We start from the raw sequence: 6,282 nt of genomic DNA on the forward strand, positions 1-6,282 counted from the left end.
GCTGGTTTTTCTCGGCCATTCTGCTCATTTTTCACCCTCCCCCCCTTTCTCCTTTCGGTCACCATTACGTTCTGCCTGTCGTTATGGGCCGCAATGGCCACTGTCTCATTTTTTTACACAGAAATCCGCAAACGAATAAGTTAATTAACCCGGAAACTAATAAAAGACATTCCGCAAAACAGTCTAACTTCACCTTTTTTATCTCTCTGTTCATTTCATTCCAGAGCAGATCTTTGTCTGCGGCCACTCTGTGGATAACGAAAAATGTCTTCGCATGCAGCGGCCTCACGGCCGCGCGCTCAGAATAAAATCAAAAGTACCTCCCGTCGCAAGCGTCGGGCCGGGTTCTGGCCAGAACCCGGCACCGCATACATACCTGCCCCCTGCTAAACCGACGCCGCCCCGGGCCGAAGGCCCGGAACAGTGCCGCTTTAAGAGGGATGATGTAACTAAACACCGTATCGCTTTCAGACGTGCTGCGGTAAGTTATTCAAACACGCTCGTAGCTCGCGTAAACGCTCACACGCGGAGATACGCCCCGGCGGCGGCCTCCGGCCTTGCCGTGACCACTCCGACCGCGCACAGCGGCTTATGAGCAGTTTTTAGTGGGTTATGGCTTTGCAGGACGGGGGGGTTAACAGGGATTTTCTGTCATGCAGCCGGCTTCGCCGGGTGACGGCGCCGTTAGCTTAACTGCCATATAGAACATCACCAGGCGCCTCCATGCCGCGTTGCGGCATTCAGTGAGCCCGTTCGCACCGCTCACCGGCTCTGGTACTGGACCAAACCGGACTTCTTCAGAAGAGCGAGCAGCACACCTCCGCGTATGATTGCGCTTAAGATTCCCGGCTGGACGTTCAGGCGAAAGTTGTGCTGGATTTGCTCTCTGTTAAACCTGACGCGAATTAGCTTTATGCAGCTGCCGGGCCTTCCAGGCAAGCATGGGCGGCAAAGTGCACCAGGCAATCAGCAGCACGACAACTGCACTCACACCGCCCGAAATCATATGTGTACGGTTGCCGCTGAAAATGGCAACAAGCATTATCAAAAAAAGAATTACAGTAAGCCAGGATGAAACCTGTAATCTGCGTGAAAGTGCGTTAATCAGTTCGTCCATGGTTCCGCCGGTACGGGTCAGGCGATTGTGTAAATTTTCCACCTCGCGTTCCGTAAATCCCGCCTTTCGTAAGTCATTTTCGTTAATGGCCATTATTTTCCCCCTGTGTCTGAGAAGGTTATATCCTGATCAATCAGCATCAACAATGACCCGTATTCTGTTGTTTACATAAGCCATTGTGTGATGACTGCCTTCCCATTATGAGTGCGCCGGTTTCTGACAAAGATATACCCTCAATAGCAAAACATCCTGAAAGGAAACTCTTCAGCCCTGCAGTCTGGTCTGTATATTCACCGGACAACCAACAGCCATTAAGGCAGCATACATTGCCGGATCACACACTGCCTGCCGGTAGCGCGCTTTAACCAGTTCAACCGGGTGCTTAGTCCTGCCTGTTTCCAGGAACAGGCCAAACATTGCGATGTAGAACATGATGTCATCAAGAAGATCGGTTGTTTCCGGTAGCGTCAGCCCTTCAGAACGACGACATCTTACTGCCAGCGTCATGAACGCCGGAATATGCATCGGGACACACTCGGCCATGGGAAGAGAGCAGAAATATTCTGCTTCAGTCATATTCAGTTGCACGCACCGGTATCGGGTCATGCGGGGGAGACGTGAGCGATTCAGATCATGATCAGACGGATTCATATATCATTCCAGAAGCATCCCCGGCCCAGCGGGTATGGTAAGAGCAGCCAGTGTGAAACGCACTGCCAGTATCCGCTGGAAACGGCACGCCATTATATGACAGTGTGAATGAGTAACAGCAGGGCCAGGTGACCTACATAGGCCAGATAAAAGAACCTGCCGGGCATAAACCGGGGGGTCCCGGTCGGACAGACAGATACAGCCAGTCTGATTGCTCCCAGGGGGAAAAACAGTGTGGGCAGAATGGCGTAGATCAGCGCAGAAAGCGTATTGTCCAGCAGATGTGACGCGCCGTTGAGCAGCAACAGGGCCAGCAGAGACAGATAACTCAGGCCGATTCCTGGCGATGTGGAGAAATCCGAAAGCCAGACGGCCAGTGATAACGCCAGCACAAGACCAGGGATTCCGTAGCTTGCCGGCATCAGAGGCCATGCCAGCAGGCACATCAGACCGATGCCGGTGAAAATGCCCCGCTGGCCCGCCCGGTAGTGCCACGCCAGTAGCTGCGTGGCGCTGGCGAACACGAACAGGATATTCAGCGCATACCAGGGTACGTGGCCCTGAAACGTCAGTGTGAATACCGGTTGCGTCGCCAGGGCCCATACCCAGAGCCGGTTTGCCCGGTGCTGCAGCCGCTGCGGTGCGTGAGTGACGTGCATGGCCCAGATAACGGTGAACAGCGGGAATGCTGCCCGTCCCAGAGCATACAGCTCCGGACGGGGGACCGGCATCAGTACGGTATTGACGTGGTCGATTATCATCGATATCAGCGCCAGGAGCTTCACCATATCGATCGCGCCCGGACTGAGTGACAGGCTGCTGCGTATTTTCCATTCCGGTATCATTTTTCCGTGAGTCCATGCTGGCATTATTTTCCTCACTCATCTTGCATGTCCTGATAATAAAATTCTGAGCCCATTGCCAGAACATCCGGCCTTTATACTCAGGAACCCGAATCTTTGCTTTTTCCATAATTTTTCGGGCGACAGGTTCTGTCTTGCCCCTTAAAATCAGCATAGCTTCATTTTTTGTTTAAGATGTAGTGCTGTTTTGAAATGGTAAAAACTGTTCATTTTCTTCTCCGTTAATTATACTATAAACGGCAGATAACTTAAATTCTTGAGTGCAAAAACCGAGCATTTAGGATTTACTTTAATTACTCACAAGTTTGCAATGCGTACAACCTGATCCATACAATTTTCAGCCAGAATCAGAGTGAGTTTTTATATTATTTTCCTTTTCTGAATTATCAATTGTTATTACAGACGATTACTGTAATCATATTCATGTTCAGTATGGCTTACCTCTCGCGATCCTTTTTGTTGCTTCCGGGTTTTATGCAAATGACGTTGACGAACAATATGCTGCCTCGAAGAAGGTGACATTATTCCATGCTGACATGCATGTCACCTGACTGACAACCGCCAGGAGAAGTTTGCAGCTATTATTGCGCTACCCTGATCTCTTCAATCAGCTCAGCCCCCTGGTTGTGTGGACTACCAAACTTAACACCCACCCGGTGCCAGCAAAATTCGCTTTCAGAAACGGCGGAACGCCTGATAATTTCACAGGCTTCTTCTTCGGCGACATCCTGAATAAGCCAGTCTCTTGCACCTTCCGGTGTGAGAACAACGGGGCGCCTGTCGTGGATATTCACTATTCCCTGGTCACTGGAAGATGTCAGGATGACAAAACCTTCCTGACCATGCTCAGTGTTAAAAATTACGCGGCCAAGTACCGCCATAAACAGCGGCCGGCGTGAATGATGATAGATAAAAAAGGTTCGAGCATCATTATATGGTCGTGACAGAAGCCGTCGCCGAACGCCAGCGGGCACTTGAGCGGCAGGAGCGGGAGCAGCAGGCAAAACTGTGTTGATCGCCCTGCAACAGCGGTAACGTGACTAGGAGAGCGCACACCGAAACGGCAGCGCGGGCGCGGGATGAGTATGTATAAATAAAGAATTTTATTCGATAGTTTATCTTGTGTAACTTAACAAAATTGGCTAATTTGTAAGTTACACAAGATAAACTATACAGGGAAAAGGTTTGTGAAAACGAAAAGTTTTAATTATTCACAGATTGCAGATTTAAGGATTGAAGGTGTTGGTCCTCACGCGAGTTATTCAATTAACCTTAATGTAACTGAAGAAAATATACCAAATGGGAAAAGCGTATACATATCAGCCACAGGTAAAACAACCGCTGCAAGGGCTGCCGGAAGTGGTAGCGTTTTGTTCTGGTGTAACGTTAAAGATCTTTTAAATAATAAGGTATATAAACTTGACAGGCATAGAGGTGAATCTTTTGTTATAGATATTAATGAATATCTTATCGGCTCTGCTAAATTTCAAATCCACAAGAAAGATCTTTCATTACCTGAAATAGAGATCGAGGCTGGTTATATTTATGATGGAGGTTATGTTGGTAGCGCCGTTCCTTTTCCGCCATCTATGAAAAGAAAAATAGTATTAACCCAGTTTGATAGGAACTAATATGATTTCTAAAAAAATTGTAAGTGTTATTTTAATGTTTCTGTTACTAGCAATGAATGCTTATGCTGTTGAAAATAAACATGAGAATTCAACAAGAGAAGCTTCTTTATTGCTAAAGGAATATGTCAGCTCAACTGATGATGATCAAAAAAATCCATATTAAATAGGTTGTCTTCTCTTTATCATGACGATCCAGAGAACATTAATGTCGTTAGGATGTATACTGGAATTTTATCTTCAACAGGTGAGTATAAAAAAGCGATTTTTGTACTTGAATCATTTAACAGGAAAAATGAAAGCCCTTCTTTGCTGTTGCATGAGTGTATGTTGAAAGATCGGGTTGGTGATTACGAAGAGTCCTGCTACAGGAAAGTTATATCATTAAAAAAACCGATGGAATTAATGATGCTGATTACCTCATGGCTTTATTTATGGTTGGGGATAAAGGGTTCGATAAGGAAAAAGACATTTACATGAAGGGAAGGGATGACAATGATGATCTTAAGATTTTTGAAAATAAGAAAGAAGATATTCTAAAAGAATTTTTTCCAAACTAAGCTCCTATTAACAATAGTATTAGTTAAAGGTTATAAACCTATAAATAATATTAGGATTATTAGCAAGCAGACAGGGGTGTGGCGAAATGAACGACGTCGCAGAGCTAAAGAAGCCATCGAATACCGAAAAACCGTCTGAAGATCTGGACTATACGGTGAATATGAAGCTTTGAGCGGCCTTGTTTCCTACACACCTCCTCTGCATCAGCTGACCCAGTTACCGATAGCCATCGACTATCCGGCGGCGCTGCGGCAGAAGGCGCCCGTCCATGCCGGACTGCCATAATATATGCTGGCGCCTGAAGTGAGTGCCCAGCCCCACTACGTACCGCGCAGACGCTTTTTACGGCTTCTCATCCGTCCGGAACGCGAACCGAATCATCAGATAAGGTTGATACAGGACGCAAGATTGCCTGTGCCTGCCGCTCTCCGGGCTGGGATGAAGGATGATAATTTGGCCTGCGAACGGCTTGCGGAAATATTCAGGGCTGACAGCAGACAAAAAAAGGCGGCAGTAGACACCCCTTCTGCCGCCTGAATCTTCTCTCCAGCAGCGTTTGTCCGCTGCATCGTTATTATCCTGGCAGTATAACGGACAGATAACGGTAATGGCCTGCCTTTACATTTTTGCCTTAGCCGGTGTCGACGGGCTGACAGGCAAAAAATATCTCCTTAAGCTGCTATAACTTCTCAGGGCTTGAGGTAAGAAAGTAAGTGGCGAGTGAATGTCCGCTATGAGCGAGAAGCGGACATTTGATTCGTGACGAAAGGATATTTTTGTCATCTCAAACAAGAAAGCTTAATCACCCTGCTAAGCCACGCAGGCCAAAAGGGTATCAGAGTTATCGATTCAGATTTGCAAACATTGCTAAATCCTAAGGATCTAATCGAAAGTACTGTTTTCTTCTATCAAGGCAATGTGTTTGCCCTAGACGCCTGAGCCGAGTTAATGAGGAGAGTTCAGTTCATTCTCGGGAAGAAGTGTTATTAAGCCATGCTTCCAGCGCTGCCGGTGGCAGTGGCCGGGAGAAATAGAATCCCTGAGCCTCGTCGCATCCATATTTTTTTAGCAACTCCATTGTAACTGCATCTTCGACACCTTCGGCAACCACCACATAATCCAGATGTTTCAGCATACGAATGATACTACTGGCTATGATGCGGCTGCCTGAATCCTTAGTTATGCCACCGATCAGTGATTTATCCAGTTTGATAATATCGGCAGGCATACGGCGCAGATAACCAATATTGCTGTAACCTGCGCCAAAATCATCCAGCAGGATCCTGAATCCCAGTTCACGTAACTCGGCCATATTGGTCAGAGCCTCGGTATTCTCGGTGACGATTTCGTTTTCCAGACATTCCAGTCCGAGCAGGTGTGCGGGCAGGCCAGCACCCTGCATTTTTTTGACAGGTTTACGGCAAAACCTGTGCGTGAAAGGTCGCTTACACTGACGTTAACC

8 protein-coding genes are annotated in these 6,282 nt (G+C 47.4%); 3 read left to right on the forward strand and 5 right to left on the reverse strand.

Annotated elements, in window-relative coordinates:
* The coding region (locus ENTHG_RS26245; protein ID WP_222860431.1) for a hypothetical protein at positions 1-308 on the forward strand (308 nt) is incomplete at its 5' end.
* A gap of 581 nt (positions 309-889) precedes the next feature.
* On the opposite strand, the gene ENTHG_RS23335 is transcribed toward ENTHG_RS26245, so the two are convergent.
* The 4 genes from ENTHG_RS23335 to ENTHG_RS23350 all read right to left on the reverse strand — a co-directional run bounded on the left by ENTHG_RS23335 (position 890) and on the right by ENTHG_RS23350 (position 3,605).
* The gene (locus tag ENTHG_RS23335) at positions 890-1,210 is read right to left on the reverse strand and encodes a hypothetical protein (protein ID WP_044185856.1); all 321 of its coding nucleotides are present in this window, start codon (positions 1,208-1,210) and stop codon (positions 890-892) included.
* A 171-nt stretch (positions 1,211-1,381) separates the two neighbouring features.
* Complete coding sequence (locus ENTHG_RS23340; RefSeq protein WP_044185858.1) at positions 1,382-1,768, reverse strand: hypothetical protein; 387 nt, start codon at positions 1,766-1,768, stop codon at positions 1,382-1,384.
* 92 nt (positions 1,769-1,860) lie between these two features.
* Positions 1,861-2,637, reverse strand: coding sequence for a TraX family protein (locus tag ENTHG_RS23345; protein ID WP_044185860.1), 777 nt, complete (start codon positions 2,635-2,637; stop codon positions 1,861-1,863).
* Positions 2,638-3,212: 575 nt separating this feature from the next.
* On the reverse strand, positions 3,213-3,605 hold the full coding sequence (locus ENTHG_RS23350) for an SOS response-associated peptidase family protein (RefSeq protein WP_071825940.1): 393 nt from the start codon (positions 3,603-3,605) through the stop codon (positions 3,213-3,215).
* Positions 3,606-3,818: 213 nt separating this feature from the next.
* On the opposite strand from ENTHG_RS23350, the gene ENTHG_RS23355 reads away from it, so the two are divergent.
* Both ENTHG_RS23355 and ENTHG_RS25610 read left to right on the forward strand, forming a co-directional pair.
* A complete protein-coding gene (locus ENTHG_RS23355; protein WP_044185862.1) occupies positions 3,819-4,262 on the forward strand; it encodes a hypothetical protein in 444 nt (147 codons plus the stop codon).
* A 1-nt stretch (position 4,263) separates the two neighbouring features.
* Complete coding sequence (locus tag ENTHG_RS25610) at positions 4,264-4,425, forward strand: hypothetical protein (RefSeq protein WP_154657541.1); 162 nt, start codon at positions 4,264-4,266, stop codon at positions 4,423-4,425.
* A 1,359-nt stretch (positions 4,426-5,784) separates the two neighbouring features.
* On the opposite strand, the gene ENTHG_RS23365 is transcribed toward ENTHG_RS25610, so the two are convergent.
* On the reverse strand, positions 5,785-6,222 hold the full coding sequence (locus tag ENTHG_RS23365; RefSeq protein ID WP_044185865.1) for an EAL domain-containing protein: 438 nt from the start codon (positions 6,220-6,222) through the stop codon (positions 5,785-5,787).
* Positions 6,223-6,282: the final 60 nt, after the last annotated feature.

This window comes from Phytobacter massiliensis JC163 (genome assembly GCF_000321045.1).
Lineage (GTDB): Bacteria > Pseudomonadota > Gammaproteobacteria > Enterobacterales > Enterobacteriaceae > Phytobacter_A > Phytobacter_A massiliensis.